This window comes from Pseudomonas sp. UBA5666 (assembly GCF_002420785.1).
In the GTDB taxonomy this organism is placed as follows: Bacteria; Pseudomonadota; Gammaproteobacteria; order Pseudomonadales; family Pseudomonadaceae; genus Aquipseudomonas; species Aquipseudomonas fulva.
Window position 1 is genome coordinate 201,298 of sequence record NZ_DIIQ01000014.1, and the last position, 20,767, is coordinate 222,064.

The 20,767-nt window shown below is 60.1% G+C and carries 25 protein-coding genes and 1 tRNA gene; 12 read left to right on the forward strand and 14 right to left on the reverse strand.

Annotation, left to right across the window (positions count from 1 at the left end):
* Positions 1-181 precede the first annotated feature (181 nt).
* The 4 genes from B2Y33_RS08820 (at position 182) to hcnC (ending at position 4,024) form a co-directional block, all read left to right on the forward strand.
* Complete coding sequence (locus B2Y33_RS08820) at positions 182-877, forward strand: lipopolysaccharide kinase InaA family protein (protein ID WP_080992834.1); 696 nt, start codon at positions 182-184, stop codon at positions 875-877.
* Between the two features lie 210 nt (positions 878-1,087).
* The gene (gene hcnA, locus B2Y33_RS08825; protein WP_033695161.1) at positions 1,088-1,393 is read left to right on the forward strand and encodes a cyanide-forming glycine dehydrogenase subunit HcnA; all 306 of its coding nucleotides are present in this window, start codon (positions 1,088-1,090) and stop codon (positions 1,391-1,393) included.
* Entirely contained in the window at positions 1,390-2,784 is a 1,395-nt protein-coding gene (gene hcnB / locus B2Y33_RS08830) for a cyanide-forming glycine dehydrogenase subunit HcnB (RefSeq protein WP_028686448.1), read from the forward strand. Before hcnA ends, hcnB begins: the two co-directional genes overlap by 4 nt.
* Position 2,785: 1 nt before the next feature.
* Positions 2,786-4,024 (forward strand): NAD(P)/FAD-dependent oxidoreductase, encoded by a 1,239-nt coding sequence (gene hcnC / locus B2Y33_RS08835; RefSeq protein ID WP_206405392.1) that lies wholly within the window; start codon positions 2,786-2,788, stop codon positions 4,022-4,024.
* A gap of 222 nt (positions 4,025-4,246) precedes the next feature.
* On the opposite strand, the gene B2Y33_RS08840 is transcribed toward hcnC, so the two are convergent.
* From B2Y33_RS08840 to B2Y33_RS08855, 4 genes are all read right to left on the reverse strand, one after another.
* Entirely contained in the window at positions 4,247-5,287 is a 1,041-nt protein-coding gene (locus tag B2Y33_RS08840) for a methionine synthase (protein ID WP_028686447.1), read from the reverse strand.
* Between the two features lie 27 nt (positions 5,288-5,314).
* Positions 5,315-6,301, reverse strand: a complete 987-nt coding sequence (locus tag B2Y33_RS08845) for a DUF1852 domain-containing protein (protein ID WP_059183852.1) — start codon at positions 6,299-6,301, stop codon at positions 5,315-5,317.
* 129 nt (positions 6,302-6,430) lie between these two features.
* Positions 6,431-6,667, reverse strand: coding sequence for a hypothetical protein (locus tag B2Y33_RS08850; protein ID WP_080992835.1), 237 nt, complete (start codon positions 6,665-6,667; stop codon positions 6,431-6,433).
* 35 nt (positions 6,668-6,702) lie between these two features.
* Positions 6,703-6,924, reverse strand: coding sequence for a hypothetical protein (locus tag B2Y33_RS08855; protein WP_027916123.1), 222 nt, complete (start codon positions 6,922-6,924; stop codon positions 6,703-6,705).
* Between the two features lie 367 nt (positions 6,925-7,291).
* On the opposite strand from B2Y33_RS08855, the gene B2Y33_RS08860 reads away from it, so the two are divergent.
* Positions 7,292-7,525: a hypothetical protein gene (locus B2Y33_RS08860; protein WP_088523180.1), complete on the forward strand. Its 234-nt coding sequence runs from the start codon at positions 7,292-7,294 to the stop codon at positions 7,523-7,525.
* 99 nt (positions 7,526-7,624) lie between these two features.
* Here B2Y33_RS08860 and adhP read toward each other — a convergent pair whose 3' ends face one another.
* Positions 7,625-8,635, reverse strand: a complete 1,011-nt coding sequence (gene adhP, locus B2Y33_RS08865; protein ID WP_028686444.1) for an alcohol dehydrogenase AdhP — start codon at positions 8,633-8,635, stop codon at positions 7,625-7,627.
* A 432-nt stretch (positions 8,636-9,067) separates the two neighbouring features.
* On the opposite strand from adhP, the gene B2Y33_RS08870 reads away from it, so the two are divergent.
* Positions 9,068-9,256 carry a hypothetical protein gene (locus tag B2Y33_RS08870; RefSeq protein WP_027916120.1) on the forward strand — a complete coding sequence of 63 codons (189 nt, stop codon included), beginning with the start codon at positions 9,068-9,070 and terminating at the stop codon, positions 9,254-9,256.
* Between the two features lie 59 nt (positions 9,257-9,315).
* Here the strand turns inward: B2Y33_RS08870 and B2Y33_RS08875 are convergent.
* Positions 9,316-9,400, reverse strand: a tRNA-Leu gene (locus B2Y33_RS08875).
* Between the two features lie 290 nt (positions 9,401-9,690).
* On the opposite strand from B2Y33_RS08875, the gene B2Y33_RS08880 reads away from it, so the two are divergent.
* Genes B2Y33_RS08880 through B2Y33_RS08890 form a run of 3 tightly spaced genes read left to right on the forward strand, consistent with a single transcriptional unit; the run spans position 9,691 to position 12,666 of the window.
* The gene (locus B2Y33_RS08880) at positions 9,691-10,845 is read left to right on the forward strand and encodes a two-component system sensor histidine kinase NtrB (RefSeq protein WP_027916119.1); all 1,155 of its coding nucleotides are present in this window, start codon (positions 9,691-9,693) and stop codon (positions 10,843-10,845) included.
* A 10-nt stretch (positions 10,846-10,855) separates the two neighbouring features.
* Positions 10,856-12,301 carry an ATPase domain-containing protein gene (locus B2Y33_RS08885; RefSeq protein WP_206405391.1) on the forward strand — a complete coding sequence of 482 codons (1,446 nt, stop codon included), beginning with the start codon at positions 10,856-10,858 and terminating at the stop codon, positions 12,299-12,301.
* Between the two features lie 11 nt (positions 12,302-12,312).
* Positions 12,313-12,666 (forward strand): response regulator, encoded by a 354-nt coding sequence (locus B2Y33_RS08890; protein ID WP_027916117.1) that lies wholly within the window; start codon positions 12,313-12,315, stop codon positions 12,664-12,666.
* 41 nt (positions 12,667-12,707) lie between these two features.
* Here the strand turns inward: B2Y33_RS08890 and csrA are convergent, their stop codons facing one another.
* The 8 genes from csrA to B2Y33_RS08930 all read right to left on the reverse strand — a co-directional run bounded on the left by csrA (position 12,708) and on the right by B2Y33_RS08930 (position 18,486).
* The gene (gene csrA, locus B2Y33_RS08895; RefSeq protein WP_027916116.1) at positions 12,708-12,899 is read right to left on the reverse strand and encodes a carbon storage regulator CsrA; all 192 of its coding nucleotides are present in this window, start codon (positions 12,897-12,899) and stop codon (positions 12,708-12,710) included.
* Between the two features lie 253 nt (positions 12,900-13,152).
* A complete protein-coding gene (locus B2Y33_RS08900) occupies positions 13,153-14,175 on the reverse strand; it encodes a DNA topoisomerase IB (protein ID WP_027916115.1) in 1,023 nt (340 codons plus the stop codon).
* Between the two features lie 71 nt (positions 14,176-14,246).
* Positions 14,247-15,338: a molybdenum ABC transporter ATP-binding protein gene (gene modC, locus B2Y33_RS08905; protein WP_028686440.1), complete on the reverse strand. Its 1,092-nt coding sequence runs from the start codon at positions 15,336-15,338 to the stop codon at positions 14,247-14,249.
* Between the two features lies 1 nt (position 15,339).
* Complete coding sequence (gene modB, locus B2Y33_RS08910; protein ID WP_027916113.1) at positions 15,340-16,020, reverse strand: molybdate ABC transporter permease subunit; 681 nt, start codon at positions 16,018-16,020, stop codon at positions 15,340-15,342.
* Entirely contained in the window at positions 16,020-16,772 is a 753-nt protein-coding gene (gene modA, locus B2Y33_RS08915) for a molybdate ABC transporter substrate-binding protein (RefSeq protein WP_027916112.1), read from the reverse strand. Before modA ends, modB begins: the two co-directional genes overlap by 1 nt.
* Positions 16,773-16,888: 116 nt before the next feature.
* Positions 16,889-17,965 (reverse strand): NAD(P)H-dependent flavin oxidoreductase, encoded by a 1,077-nt coding sequence (locus tag B2Y33_RS08920; RefSeq protein ID WP_059183853.1) that lies wholly within the window; start codon positions 17,963-17,965, stop codon positions 16,889-16,891.
* A 39-nt stretch (positions 17,966-18,004) separates the two neighbouring features.
* Positions 18,005-18,175 carry a hypothetical protein gene (locus B2Y33_RS08925; RefSeq protein WP_088523181.1) on the reverse strand — a complete coding sequence of 57 codons (171 nt, stop codon included), beginning with the start codon at positions 18,173-18,175 and terminating at the stop codon, positions 18,005-18,007.
* Between the two features lie 8 nt (positions 18,176-18,183).
* On the reverse strand, positions 18,184-18,486 hold the full coding sequence (locus B2Y33_RS08930) for a DUF1883 domain-containing protein (RefSeq protein WP_027916110.1): 303 nt from the start codon (positions 18,484-18,486) through the stop codon (positions 18,184-18,186).
* A gap of 159 nt (positions 18,487-18,645) precedes the next feature.
* Between B2Y33_RS08930 and B2Y33_RS08935 the strand changes: the two genes are divergently transcribed.
* From B2Y33_RS08935 to B2Y33_RS08945, 3 genes are all read left to right on the forward strand, one after another.
* Positions 18,646-19,008, forward strand: coding sequence for a hypothetical protein (locus B2Y33_RS08935; protein WP_027916109.1), 363 nt, complete (start codon positions 18,646-18,648; stop codon positions 19,006-19,008).
* 77 nt (positions 19,009-19,085) lie between these two features.
* On the forward strand, positions 19,086-19,736 hold the full coding sequence (locus B2Y33_RS08940; RefSeq protein ID WP_104926317.1) for a c-type cytochrome: 651 nt from the start codon (positions 19,086-19,088) through the stop codon (positions 19,734-19,736).
* The gene (locus tag B2Y33_RS08945; protein WP_059183854.1) at positions 19,733-20,644 is read left to right on the forward strand and encodes a c-type cytochrome; all 912 of its coding nucleotides are present in this window, start codon (positions 19,733-19,735) and stop codon (positions 20,642-20,644) included. Before B2Y33_RS08940 ends, B2Y33_RS08945 begins: the two co-directional genes overlap by 4 nt.
* The last annotated feature ends 123 nt before the right edge of the window (positions 20,645-20,767 follow it).

Consider the following 20,767-nt stretch of genomic DNA (forward strand, 5'->3'; position numbering starts at 1 on the left):
CGGGCGCGACGGAGGCTTGGCGGTTGCAGGATTGTCAGACAATGGCGATTGTGCCCGCAGTTTTGTCTGTTCATCCCTGTAAAAAACGATCAACGCCGTGTCGCAATAATCGCTTTCTTTCAGATTTGGCTGATATATTTCGCCCCTTGCCGCAGTGTGGCTCAATATTCAGCAGGTTTTAATGAAACACGTTAGCGCGTCTGGCCATGAGGCCTCTCACCCGCCGGTGCAGGCCATTCTGAGTGCTCCTGGGGTGTGGGTAGAGCCGCCGAATATCCGCAGGGGCGGTGAGAGCGGTGTATTGAAGGTCGAGCTCGACGGCTTCACGTTCTACAAGAAGCAGCAGGTCGGCCATATCTACCGTAGCCTTGTGCACCCGTTCGGCTATCCGACAGTGGCCCGTGAGGCCAAGGCGCTGCGTGCCGCTGCCGCGCTGGGCGTCGCTACGCCATTGCTGCTGCACAGCGACGTCCACAAGCAGGACGGTGAGTGGCGTGCGGTGATGGTCACGGCAGCGCTGGACGGTTATGTATCGCTTGAAGACTTTTACCTCCAAGGCCTGGACAAGACCATCGAGCCCAAGCTACACCACGACATTCTTGAAGCGTATGGGCGTGCACTGGCCACGCTGAACCTTGGCCGCTGGCAGCATGGTTGCCTGTACTTGAAGCATGTGTTCGTCGCCTTCGACGAGTCGGGCATCAAGATCGCGTTGCTGGATTTCGAGAAAGCCAGGCAGCGGCTGACCGCAATGAAAGCCAGCCGCCACGACCTACGACAGGTCAAGCGCAGGTCTGACTGGGCAACGGCCGAGTGGGAGGCGTTTTGCAAGGGTTATCGGCAGGTGTTCGGCAGGGATGTGGAGCGATTCCTCTGACGGCATGTGAAGTGTCGGGGCTGCGAAGCGTTGATTGCAGCGGCAATAGGCGGCTTCGCTTACAAACGTTCTTCACCAGGTAGAGGGCTTGCTTGCAGCGCTCAAAAAGGGCTGTAAAAAAGCTTTAAAACCCCGTCTCAGGTCAATTTTCTGGCCTGACGCCTCCCGTAGTCTGTCTGTCTTTCAATCACGGAAGGCAGACGACATTTCATGGAACGAACCCTCGATATACAGCCACTCCCGGCTGAACAAATCCCCCTGTCCATCAACGGCACGGCCGTGACTGCCGCCCCGGGCGAAACTGTTCTAAGTGTGCTCAACGCCGTGGGCGTGCGTCAGCTCGCCCTCAACGACCATGGCCAGGTCAGCGGCGCTTTCTGCGGCATGGGCGTATGCCATTGCTGCCTGGTCGCTATCGATGGACGCCCCAAGCGGCGCGCCTGTCAGACGCTGGTGCGGGCCGGTATGCGCGTCGAAACCCAAGTCAATCCGATTGTCGGGGAGGCGCGGGTATGAGCGGGCATCCAGTCATTGTTGGAGGGGGTTCGGCGGGGATGGCTGCCGCCATCGAGTTGGTGGACGCGGGCGTGCGCTGCACGCTGATCGACGAGGCATCGCGCCCCGGCGGGGTGGTCTATCGTGGCCCGCTGCGCGCAGGTGTCGACCTGGGCTACCTGGGCGCTCGCTACAGCAAGGCTCTGGGTAAACTGCACACCGACTTCGCCGCCCGTGCGCAGTCTATCGACCTGCGGCTCAATAGCCGTGTCGTGGGCGGTGATGACCATAGCCTGGTAGTACTCGACGAGCAGGAACAGTTGCAGTCGCTGGCCTTCGAGCAACTGATCCTGGCAGCCGGTTGCCATGAGCGCAATGTGCCGTTCCCGGGCTGGACCCTGCCGGGCGTCATGCTGCTCGGCGGGTTGCAGTTGCAGATCAAAAGTAACGTGGTCAAGCCATTGGGTACGACCCTGATCGCTGGCACAGGCCCGTTACTGCCGTTGGTTGCCTGTCAGTTGCACGCCGCCGGTGCCAAGGTGGCGGGGGTGTACGAGGCCTGTGCGTTCAACCGTATCGCACGCCAGAGCCTGGCGCTGATGAACAAGCCCCAGTTGTTCCTCGACGGCCTGAGCATGCTGGCCTACCTGAAGCTGCACGGCATTCCCATGCACTATGGCTGGGGCGTGGTCGAGGCGCGGGGCGAAGGTGAGTTGACCGAAGTCAGCGTGGCGCCCTACGACGATGCCTGGAAAGCGGACATGACCCATGTGCGTCGCGAGTCGGTGCAGACGCTGGCGGTAGGCTACGGCTTCATCCCGCGTACGCAGCTTAGCCAGCAATTAGGGCTTGCCCATGGTTACAGCACCGATGGCTACCTGCGCGCCGAGTGCAACGTATGGCAGCAAAGCAGCCTGGAGCATATTCACCTGGCAGGCGACATGGCCGGCATACGCGGAGGGGAGGCAGCAATGCTGACCGGACGCATCGCGGCTGTGTCAATTCTGCAGCAGCGTGGCGTGCTGAACGCTGCGCAGGCCATTGAACGGCGCGAGCGTTACCTGGGCCAGTTGGCAAGCATCAAGCGTTTTCGCTCTGGCGTCGAGCGCTATACCGCGCGGGGGCCAGCACAGGTCGAGCTGCCACAGGCTGACACGGTGATTTGCCGCTGTGAGCAGGTGACGCGCGAGGCCATCGACCTGGCATTGGAGCAGGGGGTTCAGGATATGGCCGGGCTGAAGATGCGCACGCGGGTGAGCATGGGGGACTGCCAGGGACGCATGTGCGTGGGCTATTGCAGCGATCGCCTGCGCGCCGCGACGGGGCGTGCTGACGTAGGCTGGTTGCGGCCGCGATTCCCGGTAGACCCGGTACCGTTTTCGGCATTCAAGCACGCAGGCACGGAGGCCTGACATGAACAAGACCTATGACATCGTGATTGCCGGTGCTGGTGTAATCGGCGCGTCCTGCGCGTACCAGCTGTCCAAGCGCGGCAACCTGCGCATTGCCCTGATCGACGACAAGCGGCCCGGCAATGCCACACGTGCTTCGGCAGGCGGGCTGTGGGCCATCGGCGAATCGGTGGGCCTGGGCTGCGGGGTGATTTTCTTTCGCATGCTGTCTTCCCAGGCCAAGCGCCAGGCTCACGGTGCGGCGGTGGCCGTGGACTCGAGCACCCCGCACATCCTGCCGCAATGTTTCTTCGATCTGGCGTTGCAGTCCAATGCGCTTTATCCGCAACTGCACCAGGAGCTGATCGAGCGCCACGGGATGGACTTCAAGTTCGAGCGCACTGGACTCAAGTACGTGATTCAGGACGATGAGGATCAGCTTTACGCCGAGCACATCGTCAAGCACATCCCTCACCTGCAGTCACAGATCCGTTGGCTGGACCGCCAGGCACTTCGCAAGGCGGAGCCATCGGTCACCGAAAGCGCGCACGGTGCGCTGGAGTTTCTCTGCGACCACCAGCTCAGCCCATTTCGCCTGGGGGACGCCTACATGGAAGGTGCACGGCAAAATGGCGTCGATTTGTATCTCAACACGCGTGTCACCGGCGTGTTGCATCAGGGCGGACGCATCAAAGGGGTTCGTACCGAACAGGCCGGTGACTTCCATTGCGACACCCTGATCAATGCGGCCGGCGCCTGGGCTGCCGAACTGAGCGAGTGGGCCACGGGCACGTCCATCCCCGTCAAACCTGTCAAAGGGCAGATCGTATTGACCGAGCGCCTACCCAAGCTGCTTGATGGGTGCATCACCACCAGTGACTGCTACATGGCGCAAAAGGACAATGGGGAGATTCTCATCGGGAGCACCACCGAGGAGAAAGGCTTCGATGTCACCACGACTTTCCCGGAGATCAGCAGCCTGGTCCAGGGCGCCATACGCTGCGTCCCGGCACTCGAACAGGTCAACCTCAAGCGTACCTGGGCCGGCCTGCGGCCAGGCTCGCCCGATGAGCTACCCATCCTCGGGCCCGTGGATGAGATGCCGGGTTATTTCAACGCCTGCGGGCATTTCCGCACCGGGGTGCTGACCTCGGCAATCACGGGGGTAATGCTGGACAAGGTGGTCCACGAGGAGGCTTTGCCATTGGACATCACCCCGTTTCTGGCGCAGCGGTTCAGCAAGGTGGCGCTGCCGGCGTGAGAGGGCCTGGCGGGCCGTGTGAAAGCGGCTCGCCAGGCTGTGCGTCAGGCAATGCGTGAAGATGTGCTGATCGATTTGGCCATGGCAAAGGGTGCGGCAGACGCCAAGGCGCAAACCCTTGATTCGGGTGGTCGCCGCTAGCCACTGAACGGTCAATTCAGTGGCGCCAGTGTGTTCAGTTTTGCCGCGGAGGACGACTGTCGAATGCAAACTGACGTGCGCTCATGGCCCTTTTGCACCCGACAATTCCTGCCGCACGATTGCAGCGCCTGCTGTCAGTGCGCGCAATTTGCCTTGGGCAACCGAGCGGGGCAGGGGCGCCATGCCGCAATTGGTGCATGGGTAGAGCTTGTCGGCGTCCACGAATGCCAGCGCCTTGCGCAGCGTATCGGCAACGGCCTCGGGTGTTTCGATAGCGTGCGTGGCCACATCGATTGCGCCGACCATGACTTTCTTGCCGCGGATCAACTCGATAAGGTCCATGGGTACGCGTGAGTTCTGGCATTCCAACGACACGATGTCGATACTCGATTGCTGAAGTTTGGGAAACGCCTTTTCATACTGGCGCCATTCGGCACCCAGGGTTTTCTTCCAGTCAGTGTTGGCCTTGATCCCGTAGCCGTAGCAGATATGCACTGCTGTCTCGCACTTGAGGCCTTCCAACGCCCGCTCGAGCGTGGCGATGCCCCAGTCGTTCACTTCATCGAAGAACACGTTGAAGGCGGGTTCGTCGAACTGGATGATGTCGACACCTGCAGCTTCCAGCTCTCTGGCTTCCTGGTTGAGCAGCACGGCAAACTCCCATGCGAGCTTTTCGCGGCTCTTGTAGTGGCTGTCGTAAAGCGTGTCGATCATGGTCATGGGCCCTGGGAGCGCCCACTTGATAGGCTGTCGAGTCTGCGCGCGCAAGAACCTGGCATCGTCGACGAACACGGGCTTGCGCCTGGCCACGGTACCTACCACTGTCGGAACGCTGGCGTCGTAGCGATCACGGATGCGCACAGTCTGCCGGTTCTCGAAGTCCACGCCGCTCAGGTGCTCGATGAACGTGGTCACGAAATGTTGACGCGTCTGTTCGCCGTCACTGACGATGTCTATCCCGGCGCTCGACTGTTCGTGCAGCGCCAGGCACAGTGCGTCCTGCTTGCCTTCGAGCAAGGCATCGCCGTGCAGTTTCCAAGGTGACCAGAGGGTTTCGGGCTGAGCCAGCCAGGTCGGCTTGGGCAAGCTGCCAGCGGTAGAGGTGGGGAGCAATGTGTTCATGAAATTCGACCTTGTGCGAGGAGGCGATCAACCTGCGAAGTGTGCAGACCATTGTTCGAGCAGCGTGTGGTAAGGCTTGATGAAGTGGGCCTCAGCGAACGTTCCTTGTTCAACGGCCAAACGGCTGCGCTCTACACGGTCGTAAACAATGCGCGTCAAAGAGTAGTCTTCGTGTTGCAGGCTAGGCTGATACGTGGCGCCGGCCGTTGCATTGGCGTTATAAATTTCGGGACGATAGATTTTCTGAAAGGTTTCCATCGTGCTCAAGCTGCTGATCAGTTCCAATGAGGTGTAGTCATTGAGCAAGTCGCCCGAACAGTACAAGGCCAGCGGCGCCCGGCTGCCTGCAGGCATGAAATAACGAACACGCAAGCCCATTTGCTTGAAATAAGCATCGGTCAATGAATAGTCATCCTGCCGGTACTCTTGGCCCAACACGGGGTGGTCATGCCCCGTGCGCTGATAGGTTCTGCTACTTGACACGCTCAGGCAAATGACCGGTGGTTTGATAAAGTGTTGCTGGTAAACCGATGAGCCCACAAACCCTTTGAAAAGTTTACCGTGCAGCACGCCAAAATCGGCAGGGGCACTGAAGTCCGGGCGGTGGACGTTATAGGCGGGCAGCACGATGCTGAAATCGTAATCGCGCACATAGGACGAAAAGTTGTTGCCGGCTATGCCCGGCAAACGCTGGCCGGTGTGATGATCAATGACGGCAGTGGACAGTATTTCGATCAAGGGCAGCGGCGTATGCGTGACCTCGGTTGTAAAGTGAATGTACACCGATACGATATCCAGCTCTACGGTGTAGCGGTCACCGGCAGGGTTGTCCCAGTGGGCCAGCGCGTTGAAGCGATTATTGATCATGCCCAGTGTGTGGCGAAGGTTCTGTTCGCGAAGTGAACCCCTTGCCAAGTTGGCAAAGTTGGTGGTCAGCCGCGTGTTTTCGCACGGGCAATAATGTTCGTCAAATCGCGTGCGTTTGAGCGAGTAGGTAATGGCTTGATGCGTCATGAGTATTGAGGTCCACTCGTTGAGTCTGTCCCTGTAAAGTGGGGGTCATCTTAGAGTGAGCGCACAGGTATCCCTACTGAATTGATTTCAGCACAGGATCAAGAGGACTCATGAAGCCAGGCGCACGCGTCAGCCTTCAGGAAGGCTGACGCCACAGACAAAGTCATTCGAGCCCAGGCGATGAGCGCCATATTCCACCACATACCCACTCCCTCGACGTTGGGCTTCGATGTGGGCCGTACGCTGGTCAGCGTAGACGTCGACAAAATGCCACGGATGACGATCTCTCAACACGCCCCAGCCCAGTACCCACCCTGGCTTGTGTGGATCAGCAGGCAGGTTCCTCTTAAGACTACGGATACTCATTCGAGACTCCCGTGGCGACCGGTTAACGCGTTGGCTCAACAGGTGTAAAGGATGGTGTATGACGCATCGCACCTGGGTACGATCACGACGGGTTTTTCGAACAACTGGTTGCCGTGAATGGTCGTCGTGAAGTGCGCCTTCTCCAGACGTGCCCAGAGGCCCAGATCATGTATTTCAATGCGCGTAGCAACACGAGCTTGATGGCTGAGTTCGTGTTGGATGCGCGTTACAACATCACTCGCTTCTTCTTCTGTCATGACGATTACTCCGGTTGAGCAGAAACGTCCACGTCCCATAGAACCTGGACCTTGAACGGGGACTCCTGTGTAAGTAGAGCGCAATACTTCGCTGTTGGTGACCTTCTCCGACGAACGTAGCAGCGCCTTGATAACTGTTCGAGGCGCGTGGAGATCATGGCTGATGTGGAGGCGGGGACAGATAAACACAGCAGGGACTGCTAGTCTCAAGGTACCTGTTGATCGCTTTGGCTGAACCTCGCGCGGCAGTGGGGGTCATCAAGTAAGAGACCCACGATTTATTGCGTTTTGCGTTGCCAGTTTCTGAAAGGTTGGCTCGCTATGATCAGGCTCATCAGGTGAACACCTTCCGCAAAGGAGTCAGGCAATGGACTATTCCAGTATGGTCGAATCTTTGAACAAGATGCTCAAGGCGGCATCGGACGAGCGTGAGCGTGCGCAGGCGTGTGCAAAGGCCAAAGACGCCTGTGAGAAACCGCGTGCAGAAGCGGAGGAAGCCGAGGTCATGGCGCAGTTGCCAGGATCTCAGGTCTGGGTCTATGAAGGGCGCAGCAGAAAAGCGACGACGTCGGCCTATGCGGTGCGAGGTCATGGCCGTTGAGCACGGCGCTCAGCGGTCTGCAGCCACCCTTGCAGTGGCTGGCGACCCCGATGAACAGGGCCGCTGCCCGCTGCACACAGCTTGAGTGGAGGGCCTCGTTCAGCCCTCGAACTGGATCACCATCCGGCCCTTGATGCGCCCATCGAGCATCTCTTCGAAGATCTGATTGATGTCTTCGATGGGGCGCAGGCTGACCTTTGGCACCACCTTGCCTTCGGCAGCAAATTGAAAGGCCTCTTGCAGGTCCTGGCGCGTGCCCACCAGCGAACCGATGACCTCAATGCCATCGAGCACCAAGCGCGGGATATTCAGGTTCATCGCTTCTGACGGTAGCCCCACGGCCACCAGCCGCCCACCGGCACGCAGAGCATCGACGGCCGAATCGAAGGCGCCCTTGGCCACGGCGGTAACCACAGCGGCATGGGCGCCACCGGTCTGGGCCTGGATGACCTTGGCAGCATCCTGGCTGGAGGGGTTGATGGTAAGATCGGCTCCCATTTCAGTCGCGAAGCGCAGTTGCTCTTCGTTGACATCAATCGCAATGACCTTGGCGTTGAAGACGTTCTTGGCGTACTGCAGTGCCAGGTTGCCCAGCCCGCCGAGGCCGTAGATTGCGATCCACTGGCCGGGACGAATGTTGGACGTCTTGACTGCCTTGTACGTGGTCACGCCTGCGCAGGTGATACTGCTGGCCGCAGCGGACGATAGCCCTTCCGGTACCTTTACCGAGTAGTCGGCCTTGACGATACAGGCCTCGGCCATGCCACCGTCTACGGTGTAACCGGCGTTCTTGACCTGCCGGCACAGCGTTTCATTGCCGCTGGTGCAATACTCGCAGTGGCCGCAGCCCTCATAGAACCAGGCCACGCTGGCGCGATCGCCCGGTTTGAGGGACGTTACGCCAGGACCGACGTCCTGCACCACGCCAATGCCTTCATGGCCCAGCACAACACCCGTCTTGTCGCCGAAGTCACCGTTCTTGACGTGCAAATCAGTGTGGCAAACGCCGCAACACTGCATTTTCAGCAGGGCCTCGCCGTATTCGAGAGGGCGAACATGTTTTTCGACCACCTCAACGCGACCGCCTGGGGCTACGACAGCAGCTTTCATACGAACCTCCGTGTCTATTCGGTTGACTTGAAGCTAGCCCATGCAGAATAGCGCCCGCTTGCAAGTGGAAAACTGCCGCAGGTCATAGGAAGGCGGTGGCGTTGAGGGCGGCGACAAAAAGAAAAGCCCGCGGCAAGAATGCGGCGGGCTGCAAGAACATACGGAGCACGGTCAGAGTGCCAAGGCGAATGTGATCATTTCGTGAAGAGAAGGTGATGGGTACGTCGTACGTGAAGAAAATGTGCGACTGGGCAGTGGCAGGCCCTGCTGACCGACAAAAAAATGCCCGCCAGGAACGAGCGGGCCAACAACGTCTTGAAGGGAGAGCTCCTACGTTGAACGCAGGGCGTTAACCTGGGATTAAGTCACTGCGGCGTTGACCGCAGAAGCCGTTGAGCCTATACAGGCGTGCCACTTGAATCGAGGCTCATTATGCGCGACGACGACCTGCACGAACCTGAGCATGATCATTTGCTGGATCATGAATTTCACGATGAACAAGACGCGCTCGAGCCGGATGCCCATGGGGCGCAAGACGAGATCGAGATGCCATCGCTTGACGCGCTGGAAGAAGAAGAGCGCGATCATCCTGCGTGGTTCGACGACTGCGAGGATGAGTGATGGCGGGCCAGCAAAAGACAGGCAACAAAAAAGGCGCCTTGGGCGCCTTCTTCAGGATGTGGTGCGAGTGGCGGGACTCGAACCCGCAAGGCTCACGCCGACAGATTTTAAGTCTGCTGTGTATACCAATTCCACCACACTCGCACGCTTGAAAGGGCCACGGGGGCCGGCTCACTTCAGACAGAAGGGCTGTGCAATCAAGGCGGCTTTATAACCCACCGTTATAGCAGAGTCAACCTTGGCTGCCATATTCCGCACATCGCATCCCATCACACCTGGCCGATTGACAGTGTCATGAGCTTGGCCCAATGTTAGCCAAGTCACTGGATGTGATGGTCGGGCCGACGACTGCGCAATGAAGGTGAACAGCGTGCGTCAAGGTCTGAGCTCTAGCCGTTTGGATGATGTTCACCTGCCGTGCCGATGGAGCTCGCATGGTTTCAACTGATTGCCAGGTCAATTCAGATATGCCTGCTCATCGTTACGAGCAATTGGTCCAGTCGGTGGTGGACTACGCCATCTACATGCTCGATACCACCGGCCATATCGCCTCGTGGAATGCGGGCGCCCAGAGGATCAAGGGCTATAGCGCCGATGAAGTGGTGGGGCGTCATTTTTCCCTGTTCTTCACGCCTGAAGACTGCGCCGAAGGCAAGCCTGAGCAGTTGTTGCGTCAAGCGCTCGAACAGGGGGTGTCGCGGCATGAAGGGTGGCGCCAGCGCAAAGACGGCACGCGCTTCTGGGCATTGGTGGCCCTCGATGTGGTTCGCGATGACCAAGGCCAGGTCGTCGGGCTTGCCAAGGTCACGCGGGACATTACCGACCGCCGTGAGTCAGCGATGCAACTGGACGCCGTCAGAGCGCAGCTGTTCGAGGCTCAGAAGCTCGAGGCGCTGGGTCAGTTGACCGGTGGCCTGGCACATGATTTCAACAACCTGCTGACCATTATCCTCAGCTCTGCACGCTTGGCCCTTGCCGCCCCGGACCCAGAGCGCGTTCAGCGCATGCTGCACAACATTCTGGAAGCTGGCCAGCGCGGCACCGACCTGACCCGTCAGCTGCTCAGCTTTGCGCGTCATCGCAAGCTCGAGGTGACCTGTATAGAGCCGGCCAAACTGATCGACGCCACCCATGGATTGCTTGTTCACGCACTGCCCAGTTCGGTCACACTGGATGCGCGAGTGCAGCCCGATCTTCCCATCATCGAAGTGGATGCTGGTCAGTTGCAAATGGTGTTGCTCAACCTGCTGTTCAATGCCCGGGATGCTATAGCCGAGGAAGGCCGCATCGTGCTGACCGTCGAAGCGGTGTCGCTGACAGGTGAGGTCGATGGCCTGCACGGCCACTTCGTGTGCTTCGAGGTGCAAGACAGCGGCGAGGGCATGGCGGCGGAGGTACAGCCACGTATTTTCGAACCCTTTTTCACCACTAAACCCTTCGGTCAGGGCACCGGCCTGGGCCTGAGCCAGGTGTACGGATTTGCCAGGCAAAGCGGCGGTGCCATCAGCGTGCAAAGCGAGCTGGGGGTCGGCACGTGCATGCGGCTGTATTTGCCCGTTCATTCAAGCCAGCCAGTTACCGAGCCGTGAGGGGCACAGCATGACTCAGACACTCAAGCGATTGTTGACAGGTATCGACGGGCTCGATGCCCTGCTCAAAGGTGGGTTGGTGGCGGGTGCGTCGTACATCGTGCAGGGCCCACCTGGCGCAGGCAAGACCATTCTGGCCAACCAACTGGCCTGCGAGCATGTGCGCAAGGGGGGCCGGGCGCTGGTGGCAACGTTGCTCAGCGAGTCCCATGAGCGGCTATTTCAATACTTGGGCACGCTGGACTTCTTCGACCCCTCGATGGTCGGCGATCAGATCCAGTTCGTCAGCGCCTTCGACACCCTGGAGCAGGATGGCCTTGATGCCGTGGTCAGGTTGCTGAGGCAGGAGATCAGTCGACACAAGGCCAGCCTGCTCATCGTCGATGGCGTACTCAATGCCCGCCTACGTGCCGAAACATCGCTCGATACCAAAAAATTCGTCTCGGCGCTGCAAGGTCATGCAGCCTTTGCTGGCTGCACCGTACTGTTGTTGACCAGTGCGCGGCTCGAAGAAGGCAGCCCTGAACACACGATGGTCGACGGCGTGATCGAACTGGGTGAGCAGATGATGGGTAGCCGCGCCGTTCGCACGATTCAGTTGCGCAAGACACGTGGCAGTGGAGGCTTGTCCGGGCGTCACGAGTGCCTGATCGACGATACCGGTGTGAGGGTGTTTCCGCGTCTGGAGTCGTTGTTCGCCAAGCCCAGTGCGCCCGCTAGTGCGGTTGCATCACGGATCAGCAGTGGTGTGTCGACGCTCGACGACATGCTCGATGGCGGACTGTCCTGCGCCTCTGTAACGCTTCTGATCGGCCCGTCGGGCATTGGCAAGACCTCGCTTGGCATGGCGTTTCTGGCGGCCAGCACACCCCAGGCGCCCGGCTTGCATTTCGGTTTCTACGAATCACCCGATCGCCTGCGCATCAAGGCGGCTTCGCTGGGGTACGACTTTGCAGCCATGGAACAGACCCAGAGCTTGACACTGTGCTGGGAGCCTTGTACGCAGGTGCTGCTGGATCAGCTGGGTGCGCGCTTGATCGAACAGGTGCAGGCAACCGGGGCCAAGCGAGTCCTTATCGACAGCCTGGGCGCATGGAGCCGCCTGTCCACGGAGCCTGACCGTCTGAATGCCTTTTTTCGCGCGTTGACCGGAGAGCTGCGCAATCGAGAGGTGAGTGTGATGCTGACCTGGGAAATGCGCGATATCTTTGGTGCGGAGATCACTGCGCCAGCGCCCGATTTATCAAGCATCGTCGACAACCTGGTGTTGATGCGATTCGTTGAGCACGACGGCACCTTGCGCCGAATGCTCTCCATCCTGAAAGTACGCGACAGTGCTCACGACGCGTCTTTGCATGAGCTTGTAATCGCATCGTCTGGGATCTCACTGCGTAGAGCGTTCGAAGGCACCAGCGGGGCCCTTTCTGGCACAGCTGTGCCGCAAGGGAGCCTTTAGGTTTCTCTTACATGAAGACTGTGCTGATCGTCGACGACGAATACCTGATAGCCGAGATCTTGGGTTTTGCCCTGGAAGACGAAGGGTATGCGATCGAAAAGGCGAGTAACGGCCAGAAAGCGCTGGAGGTACTCAAACGCGTACAGGTGCAGTTGGTCATCACCGACTACATGATGCCCGTGCTCAATGGTCAGGAGCTGGTACGTGCCATGCGGGCAGATCCTGCCTTGCGAACGCTGCCGGTCATCCTCATGAGCGGCGCCCAGGCCAGCGAGGGATGCCCGACATTATTCGCGGCAGTGTTCGACAAGCCATTCGACATGGGCGAGATGATTGCGACCGTGCGTGGCCTACTGAAGGGCTAAGGCTGTGGGCGCATCCCTGCAGCCCGCTTGAATGATCGGTGTCAATCGTCCTGCTTCTCAGGGGCCGGATTGCCGGCCTGGATGCGTTTGAAGATCTCCTCGCGGTGCACTTGAACGTCCTTGGGTGCGTCGATGCCTATTCTCACCTGCATCCCTTTGACGCCCAGAATGGTGACTTTGATGTCATCGTTGATGACGATGCTCTCGCCAACCTTACGGGTGAGTATCAGCATGTACTTCTCCTTGGTGATAAAAAAGTCCGCAGGCCATGTGCGCTAGCGGTGGGAGCCTATCCCTTTTCCTTCCATTAAAGACGCTTTAGAAGCCTAGTAATTCCCAAAATGTCAAAATCTATGGCACGAAGAAGGGATGCGAACAGCCAGCTACCGTATAAAGGATTTGTAGGACAAGGTGCTCTGTTGGGAAGGATAGTGGGGGCCTCGTTCAATAGGAAATACCTTTGCATCATGGAGTGGATAGACAAGCTCAATGTGCGGCCTGCTGTTCCAATGCCTTGAGAAAGACCAGCAAAGCGACCTCTTCCGGGTCCAGCCCCTTGCGCACTCGGCTCTTGGGCAAGGCGGCCAGCCGCCCGAGTGTGTAATGCTCCAGCACCGCTGGGTGGATATAGCAGCGTCGGCACACGGCGGGGGTGTTGCCCAGGCGCGAGGCGACTTGTTTGACAATGGCAGCGACCTGGCGCTTGGCCTCGGTTTCAGGCTCCCAGGCCAAGGGTCTGAGCAGGTCCAACGCAAGACTGCTGCCGGCCCAGGTACGGTAGTCCTTGGCCGTGAAGTCGGCGCCAGTCAACTGTTGCAAAAACTGATTGATGTCGCTCGAACCAATGCTGTGACGCTGGCCATCGGCATCCAGATACTGGAACAGCGCTTGGCCGGGCAGTTCCATGCAACGCTTCAGCAAGGCCGCCAAGCGTCGGTCACGCAGCGTCACATCGTGCTCGACGCCACGCTTGCCACGGAACTGAAAGCGGATGGTACTGCCCTTGACCTCTACATGTCGATTGCGCAGGGTCGTCAGCCCATAGGACTTGTTGTCGCGCATGTAGCGCTGGTTGCCAATGCGGATGAGGGTATGGTCCAGCAGGCTGACTACCAGGGCCATGACCTTTTCACGGTCAAGGCCCGGTCGTGACAAGTGGGTTTCCAATTGTGAGCGCAGCTTTGGCAATGCCTGGGCGAAGGCGAGCATTCGGCCGTATTTGTGCTGGTCACGGGTTTCACGCCATTGGGCATGATAGCGGTACTGCTTGCGGCCACGGGCATCGCGGCCAGTGGCCTGCAAGTGCCCTTGCGGGTCGGCGCATATCCAGACATCGGTATAGGCCGGTGGGATCACCAGTGCGGCGATACGTGCCAGTGTTTCAGGGTCGCGGACCCGTTCACCATTGGCGTCCAGGTAGATGAAGCGGTCGCGCCAGCGGCGACGAGTCAAGCCGGGCTGGCTGTCGTCGACGTAATGCAGGGTTTCGGGAAGCGGGCAGTCGAGCATGGGCGGCAGGCCTCGATCAAGTCACTGATCAATGGACAACGGCCGCTTGGCCGTTGCTCCATTTCTGCGCGTCAGCTCAGCAATGCAACCGATTTGATCTGTGCATACAGGCGCTGGCCTGGGTGTACCCCAAGCTGGTCCGCCGAGAAACGCGTAATACGGGCGAGCAGGGTGCTGCCGTCGGCATCCAGGCTGACCAATAAATGGGCTGGGTTGTCGGCAGCGTGGGTGGCGCGTACCTGAACCTGCACTCGGTTGAGGATGCTTGAGGTGCCGTCGGCGGTGAGCGCCAGGCTGACATCGCGAGCGTGGACCTTGACCCTCAAGGCGCTGCCCAGGGCCCGGATGGGGTGTGCGAAACGTAGTACGAGCCCGTTGTTGCCAGGCAAGCGCAGTTCAAGCAGGTCGTAGTGCGGGTCATGGCCTGTCACCTGGCCTTCGAGCACCACGCCGGCATCCTCGCCCTGAGCCAACGATAAGTCCAGACGCGCCAAGGTAGGGGCAACCGGGCCGCTCGCTACCACACGTCCATGCTCCAGCAGCACGACGTGGTCAGCCAGCCGCGCCACTTCGTCCTGTGCGTGGCTGACATAAACCACAGGCACGTCCAGTTCCTCGTGCAGGCGCTCGAGGTAAGGCAGGATTTCACGCTTGCGGGGCCCGTCCAAGGCAGCCAGGGGCTCATCCATCAGCAGCAGCCGGGGGCTGCTGAGCAGCGCGCGGGCAATCCCGACGCGTTGCGCCTCGCCACCCGATAGCGTCGAGGGCCGGCGCGCCAGCAGGTGGCCGATGCCCAGCAGCTCGCTGGCGTGTTCCAGGTCCACCTTGCGCTGGGTCCACGGCACACGGCGCCAGCCGAACTCCAGGTTGCCACGCACGGTCAGGTGCGCGAACAGGCTGGGCTCCTGGAAGACGTAGCCCACCGGGCGCTGATGGGGCGGTAGAAAGACGCCACGAGCGGTGTCCTCCCAGACCTCGCCATTGATTTCCACATACGCTTGGCCAGGGCGCTCCAGCCCGGCCAGACAGCGCAGGCAACTGGTTTTGCCCGAGCCGGAGTGTCCAAACAATGCGCTGATACCGCGCCCTGGCAGTTGCAGGTCGACGTCCAGGGTGAAAGCGTCGCGTGCCAGTTTCAGGCGTGCCACGATCGAGTGCGTCATGTCAGTTCCAGCCCGCATTGCCGCGTCGGCCTGCGTACAGCAACAGCAGCACCAAGAAAGAGAACGCCAGCATGGCGCCTGCGAGCCAGTGCGCCTGGGTGTAGGCCATCGCCTCGACATGGTCGAAGATCTGCACGGATACCACGCGGGTCTTGTCTGGAATGTTGCCTCCGATCATCAACACGACACCAAACTCGCCTACGGTGTGGGCAAAACCCAGGATGCTGGCGGTGATGAAACCCGGACGGGCCAGTGGTAGCGCCACATGCACGAAACTGTCCCAGGGCCCGGCGCGCAGCGTGGCCGCCACTTCCATGGGGCGCTTGCCAATGGCGGCAAAAGCGTTTTGCAACGGCTGGACCACAAAGGGCATCGAGTAGATGACCGAGCCGATTACAAGGCCCGAGAAGCTGAACACCACATTGCCCAGGCCCAGTGCCGCAATCCCTTGGCCAAGCCAGCCATGCGGGCCTAGTGCAATCAGCAGGTAAAACCCGATCACCGTCGGCGGCAGCACCAAGGGCAGGGCAACGATGGCGCCTATCGGCCCGCGAAACCATGACCGCGTGCGTGCCAGCCACCAGGCAACAGGTGTGCCTACGATTAAAAGAATCAGGGTGGTCAGGCTGGCCAGCTTCAGGGTGAGCCAGATGGCGCCAAGGTCACTGGCATCGAGCGGCATCAAATTTCATAGCCATAGGCTTTGATCACCGCAGCTGCCTTGGGGCCCTTGAGGTAGTCCACCAAGGCCTTGGCAGCCGGGTTGTCCTTGCCTTTTTCCAGAATCACCGCGTCTTGACGAATGGGGTCGTGCAAGGAAGCCGGGACGATCCAGGCCGAACCGCTCTGCACCTTGCCATCTTTGAAGATCTGCGACAGCGCCACGAAGCCCAGTTCTGCGTTACCGGTAGAGACGAACTGGAAGGCTTGGGTGATATTTTGACCTTCTACCCATTTGTCGCGCGTCGCCTCGGTCAGCTTGAGCTTTTCTAGCACTTGCGTGGCCGCCAGGCCGTAAGGGGCGGTCTTCGGGTTGGCGAGCGCGAGGTGCTGGTATGCATTGCGCTGCAAGACTGCGCCCTTGTCATCCACATACCCAGGCTGGGCCGACCACAGGGCCAGCGTGCCGATGGCGTAGGTAAAGCGTGAGCCTGGCACGATGGCGTGCTCTTTCTCGAGCTTGGCCGGGGTGCTGTCGTCTGCGGCCAGGAACACTTCGAAAGGGGCACCGTTGTTGATCTGGGCATAGAACTGTCCGGTAGCGCCGTAGGCTGCAATCAGCTTATGGCCGGTGTCCTTCTCGAAGTCCTTGGCGATGGCCTGGATTGGTGCGGTGAAGTTGGCAGCGACAGCCACCTGGACCTCGTCGGCCCAGGCAGTGTTCAGGGTGATCAGGCTGGCGAGGGCGGCTAGATAAGGCAGGCGAGAACGCATTGGGAAAGCTCCTGGTTTTCGTTATATGCCTGACTATATAGCGCTTCGCCAGTTGCTTGCAGCTGTTTTTATTGGATCGAGGCTCAAGCAAGGCACGGCGCGCTCGATCGGTCCGGTTAGCGGTTCAGACGAGCCAATGCCTTGTCTGCAATGTCACGGGTCAGGTCTGCAGCGGACAAGTGCCGGCCGAGGCGTAGTGCCTGGCCTGCCCAAAGGTTGCTGAAATCACTGCTGCCTTGGGCTTCAGTGATTGCCCGCAGTGGCATCAATGCGCCACCTGCGAGCGGAAACAGGGGTGCCTGCGCGCTCATGGGGCCCAGCTCGCGCATCAGGCGATTATGGATACCGCGGGCCGGGCGACCGGTGAACAGGTTGGTCAGGGCCGTGTCGCTGGCGGACGCGCTGTCCAGCGCCTGCCGATGAAACGACGACACGGTGGCTTCGGGGCAGAACAGGTAGGCGGTGCCGATCTGCACCGCAGAGGCACCCAATGCCAGTGCGGCCAGCACACCACGGTGATCGCCAATGCCACCGGCCGCAATCACCGGGACATCGACGGCATCGACCACCTGCGGCACCAGCGCAAGCGTACCGATTTGGGTGGTGATGTCTTCACTGAGGAACATGCCGCGATGCCCGCCAGCCTCATAACCCATGGCGATGATCGCATCACAGCCGCGATCCTGCAGCCAACGTGCCTCTTCGACGGTTGTGGCACTGGACAGTACTCGGGCCCCACTGGCTTTGACCCTGCGCAGCAGGTCAGCCTGAGGCAGGCCGAAGTGAAAACTCACCACTTCAGGGCGCAGGTGCTCGACCAGCTGGCAGCTGTGTTCGTCGAAAGGCGCGCGGTTGGACACCGGTGCAGGTGCTTCGAAATCAGCCCCCAGCGTTCGATAGTAGGGCTCGAGCACCTGCTTCCAAGCGGTGAGGGCGTCAGCATCGGATGCAGGTACCTGATGGCAGAAGAAGTTCAGGTTCAGGGCGCGGCCAGGGCTGGCGGCTCGAAAGACAGCGATTTGCTCGCGTACCTGCTGGTGCGTGAGCATGGCGCAAGGCAATGCGCCCAGACCACCGGCCTGGCTTACCGCAATAGCCATCGCCGTACCTGATGCCCCGGCCATCGGCGCTTGAAGGATGGGCAGTTCGATACCCAGCAAATCGAGAACACGGCGATCGGACCACTGGCTCATGCGACGCTCCTTCAGGCGCAATGGATGGAGATTGGGCGATTAGAGTGCCTTGCTGACCTGGATGTCGCTGACCTTGTCCACGTCTTCACCATGGATCTTGCGCAGGGCTTGTAGCGCTTGTTCCCGAGAGTCGTCTGACATGAGGGCGAAATCCCAGCGGCGCTGGCCTTCGAGCTTGTACTTGATGACGTACTTGATGGTTTGGGTCATGGCTGGCCTTACCTGAGCTGCGACGAGGAACGACGGATGATCTTGATCTTGTGCGTAAGGCTGGGCTTGCGCGTGACCGAGATCGGACGGGTCGTCACGGTATCGATGGTGATGTTCCAGAAACCGGTGCTGGGCACGGTGATCTTGGCGGGGAACTTGTCGAAGTGGCCGCCGTGATAGGTGTGACGACCGCCATTCTTGAAGCTGCGGAAGTTGGCGTCGTTCATCAGACGGATGTTGCAGCGCTGGGAGCACTCGATGACGACGATGTCGTCCTCGTTGAGGTGCTCGCGCTGGTGTACGAATTTCATGTGTGGCTCCGCAAAGTCTGGTTTTGCAAACGCGCACGATAACACGATGCGCGGTGAGCGCGCCGGGCTGCTGACCGGGCGCAGATAAATCTGCCAGTACAGGGAGCAAAAGAGCCAGATCACGGTCGAACGGTGTTCCTGATGACAGAGGTGCAGCAGATGAAGTGGATGTTGGCGGCGTGGATGCTGACCCTGGCCGGGTGCGCCAGTGTGTCTGACCTAGAACAATCCCATGAGACGATGGATGTGATGTCAGGCAAGACGCCACGTGAATATGCCGACTGCGTGAAGGCCCGGCTGGCCGACTCGCGTGGCCCGTTGACGGAAGAAAAACGCGGTGATGGATTGCGTTTGATCGTGCCGCAGAAGTTTTCGCCAGGCGAGGGCCCAGGCGCGCTTCTGGATATCAGCCAGCGTGGCAACAATGGCAGCAGCATCAAGTTGCATGAACGTCTGAGCAACTTCCCATTGCGCCCGGGTGATGTGCGTAAAGCCGCGACGGCTTGTATTTCCGGGGATTGACCCAGCGCAAGTGACCGACCTTCTTTTGCTTATATGTTTTGGGCCTAAGCATATAACAATAGAAAAGGAGGTTCGTGATGAGACCATTCAGCGTCATGGTGATCGGTGGCCTGATGTCCCTGGCCTGGGCATCGGCCCACGCTGCAGATGGCCAGAAAGTCTTTACCCAAGGGGGCGCCGACCCTGCAGCCCTCGCCTGCATCGGATGCCACGGTGCCGATGGCAACGGTATCGGCGCAGCAGGCTTCCCACGGCTCGCCGGCCTGCCGGCCCCTTACTTGAGCAAGCAACTGCGTGACTGGCGCAATGGTACTCGACAGCAGGCGGTCATGGCGCCCTTGGCAAAGGCATTGTCCGAGGACGAGATCACAGCGGTGAGTGCCTACCTGGCCAGCTTGCCGGCGCCGGCAACCGGTGACCTGCGTCGTCAGCAAATCGCCAATGATCCAACGCTGCGGCTTGCGCTTTATGGCGACTGGAACCGGCACGTCCCTGGATGTATCCAGTGCCACGGCCCAGGCGGTGGCGGCGTAGGCGAGCATTTCCCGCCGTTGTCTGGCCAGCCCGCCGCTTATCTGGCGGCTCAACTGAACGCTTGGCGTGATGGAACGCGCAGCAACGACCCCAACCAGTTGATGGTCGGCGTGGCCAAGGCCATGACCCCCGACGAGATCACGGCCGTTTCCGCGTTTTTCGCTCTTCCTGCCAACCTGGAGGCCAAGCCATGAAGCCTTTGCTTACAGCCCTGCTGCTGGCAGCAGGTAGCGTTCACGCCAGCCCCGTGACCATGGAAGACCAGTCCCAGCTCAAAGTGCCGAATGCACAGGCGCAACCGCGCTTCGTGCCGCCGGCAGAGGGCGAGTTGCCGGACAATGCGTTTGGGAAGATGGTGCGCGAGGGGCACGCCCTGTTCGTCGATACCCGACGTCTGATGCCTGAAGCGGTTGGCAACGGCATGAACTGCTCTAATTGCCACCTTGATCAAGGGCGCATGGCGCACTCGGCCCCTCTGTGGGGCGCTTACCCGATGTACCCGGCCTACCGAAAGAAAAACGACAAGGTCAACACGTATGCCGAGCGAATCCAGGGATGTTTTCAGTTCAGCATGAACGGCAAGCCGCCGGCGGCTGACAGCCCGGAGATGACCGCGCTGTCGGTTTATTCCTACTGGCTCTCTACCAAAGCGCCGACCGGTGTGCCGTTGGCCGGGCGAGGCTATCCGGAAGTGGCGCCGCCAGCGGGGGGCTATGACTTCAAGCGTGGGCAGCAGGTGTACCTCGAGCAGTGCGCGATCTGCCACGGCAAGAAGGGCGAAGGCCAGAAGGTGGCGGGCGAGTATGTGATGCCGCCGCTATGGGGCAGGGACGCCTACAACTGGGGGGCGGGCATGCACCGGATCAATACGGCGGCGTCATTCATCAAGTACAACATGCCGCTGGGTCGACCGGGCTCGCTCAGCGACCAGCAGGCCTGGGACGTGGCGGCCTGGATAAACCGGCACGAGCGGCCCCAGGACCCGAGGTTGGTAGAGGGCTCCATCGAGAAAACCCGCCTGAAGTTCCATGCCAATGATGGGATCAATCTCTACGGCCAGAAGATCGAAGGTGTGTTGATCGGGCAGGGCACCGGTCGCTGAAAGCTGGGCAACGGCCTGGAGGGGTGACGTACCGGTGAGGAATATTGGGCGGCCCTTTGAACTATCCGTGAGCGGTTGCCTCTATGTTCCCAACGATCGGCCACAGGCGGGGCATTGTAAGGT